Annotated in this window: 2 protein-coding genes (both cut by a window edge); one reads left to right on the top strand and one right to left on the bottom strand. The window is 42.2% G+C overall.

From position 1 onward, the window contains the following. Positions 1-724 carry the 3' portion of a glycerol-3-phosphate dehydrogenase/oxidase gene (locus tag LEP1GSC062_RS08440; RefSeq protein WP_020983900.1) on the top strand. 929 nt of this gene lie to the left of the window's left edge, so the window shows 724 of its 1,653 coding nt (coding positions 930-1,653); its start codon lies off the left edge, out of view; its stop codon occupies positions 722-724. Positions 725-1,013: 289 nt separating this feature from the next. Here the strand turns inward: LEP1GSC062_RS08440 and rpoD are convergent, their stop codons facing one another. Then, positions 1,014-2,500, bottom strand: the 3' portion of a protein-coding gene (gene rpoD, locus LEP1GSC062_RS08435; RefSeq protein WP_004498056.1) for an RNA polymerase sigma factor RpoD. Its footprint extends 271 nt past the window's final position; 1,487 of the gene's 1,758 nt are visible here — the last part of the coding sequence; the start codon falls outside the window, past its right edge — the gene reads right to left on this strand; it ends in the stop codon at positions 1,014-1,016.

Raw genomic sequence — 2,500 nt, 5'->3', positions numbered from 1 at the left:
GATTGAAAATCCGGGAGACGAACCCCTTCCAATCGGAAACGAGGTTCAATTCCTACTCGATACCGGAAACGAATATCTGGAAAATCCAGTCACCGAAAAAGATATTCTTTCTGTGTTTGTGGGGATTCGTCCTTTGATTTCTCCGGAAGGAAATCAGGATACAAAGAATATTTCGAGAGAGGAAGTTATCCTCGTCTCCAATTCGGGGCTTGTCACTATGGGCGGGGGAAAGTGGTCTACTTACAGAAAGATGGCCGAAGATCTAGTAGATAAACTAATCCAAGTCGGTAATTTAGAAATCAGGAAAGAATGTTCGACGAAATCTTATTTGTATCCCGGGGCCGAAGGTTACTCAGAATCTCTCTATCAAGAAATTGAAAAATCGTATAAGATTGATACACAATTCGCCAAAAGGTTACAGAATTATTACGGGACGGAAGTTTTTGAGATCTTAGGTAAAAAGCCGAAACTTTTAGGCAAGGGAATCCCCTACTTTGAAGAAGAGGTTTTGTTTGCCGTGAAGGAAGAATTTGCGTTAGGCGTCACAGATGTTTTGGCGAGAAGATTCAGGATTCTTTTTGTGGATTTGGAACTGGCTCGAAAGATGGTTGCTCCAGTCGCTGCCCTTCTTTCCAAACAGCTCAAATGGAAAGACAAAACAAAAAAGGCGGAAGAATCTGCTGCGATTGAGTTGATCGAAAGTTTGAGAAAGTCGTACGCTTGAATAAAAAGTGCCGACTGGAAACTTAGAGTCGTCCCAAAACTCAAAGTAATTGCAACGATTCACGAGATTCTAATAAAATCGGATGGTTTTGGAACAACTTTTGTTGTTCCTATTGCTTAGGTTCAATACAAGGCGGTTAAAGCGCGCCTTGCACATCGCCGGATATCGTTATATCAGAAACTCTTAATGTAACGTTTTTCTAACGTAGAAACTCCTTCGCAACGTTTTCCCTTTTTCATTCTTGTAGGGACTCCCACAAATTCACCCTTTTTCGAAAGGACAACGAAACTCAACCGTCGATATAGTCCTTCAACTTTTTGGAACGAGACGGATGTCTGAGCCTACGAAGCGCTTTCGCTTCGATCTGACGAATCCTTTCCCTAGTTACCTTAAATTGATAACCGACTTCTTCCAAAGTTTGCGGATAGCCGTCGTCCAAACCGAAACGCATCCGAATCACCTTTTGCTCGCGTGCAGGCAAAGTATGAAGCACCTGACGGATCTGTTCCGCTAAGATGCTGGACGCAGCCGCATTCACGGGAGTTTCCACTTCCGTATCCGGAATAAAATCCCCCAGTTCCGAATCCTCTTCGGAACCCACAGGAATTTCGAGAGAAATAGGTTCCCTCGCGACGTTCTTGACCATTTTTACTTTTTGCACCGGCCAACCGAGTCTTTCCGCAATTTCTTCATTGTTTGGATCACGTCCGAATTCTTGGATGAATAATCTGGTTTCACGAATCACTTTATTGACTTGTTCGATCATATGAACCGGAACACGGATCGTTCTGGCTTGATCGGAAATAGCTCTTGTAATCGCTTGACGGATCCACCAAGTCGCGTATGTGGAAAATTTATAACCTTTCTTATACTCGAACTTATCTACCGCTTTAATAAGGCCTATGTTTCCTTCCTGGATCAGATCGAAGAAGTGCATTCCACGATTCGCATAACGTTTCGCGATGGAAACCACGAGCCGCAGATTTGCCTTAACGAGTTCCTTTTTAGCCTGGGAAATTTCCCTTTCACCCTTAATGATCTTTTCGCCCCAATCCTTGATCTCTTGAACCGTGGAGCCCGCTTCCTGTTCCATACGACGAAGTTTTCTTTCGTTGTTTCGAATGTCTTTGATGACCTCTCGAACTTCGTCGATATTGACTCCCATCTTGACTTCGATGTCGTCTAACTTCTCGTTCTTTTCGATAAATCTGTTAAACGCCTTGATATCCCGAACGTCTTGGCCATACTGAGCCTTGATTTTCAAAAAGTGCCGATCGATTTCCTTGATTCTAAAAACCATGGACTTGATTTTTTGGGAAATTTTTTGAATCTCTTTTTGGGAGACACCGAGTTCTTGGATCGCATTATGAATGATTTCCGTAGAAGCGTCTATTTTCTCTTTAAACTCTTTGTATTTTTTGGAAGTTTCGGAATACTTTCGAATTTTGGAAACGGCTTCCTGAAGAACCTTTTCCTGTTCTTGGATGACTAGAATATTTTTGAAGAATAACTCTTCGAGTTTATGGGCTTCCTCCGCGTTTAAAGCATACATCTTATCGACGCGAATCAGATCGTAGACTTTAATCTTTTTGCTTCGAATTTTTGGTAAAAGTTTTATATAATTCGCTCTGAGAATGGAAGAACTAAGAATCGTCTCCTCGATGATTTTCTCACCCTTCTCGATTCTTTTCGCAAGAAAAACCTCGGTCTCGCCCGAAATTAAACTCACTTTACCGATTTCTCTCAAATATAGTTTGATCGGATCTTCGGAACCGC

Origin of the sequence: Leptospira alexanderi serovar Manhao 3 str. L 60, from assembly GCF_000243815.2 — a bacterium.
Lineage (GTDB): Bacteria > Spirochaetota > Leptospiria > Leptospirales > Leptospiraceae > Leptospira > Leptospira alexanderi.
The sequence above is the reverse complement of the archived record's forward strand: the minus strand, read 5'-3'. Positions and strand labels throughout refer to the sequence as shown.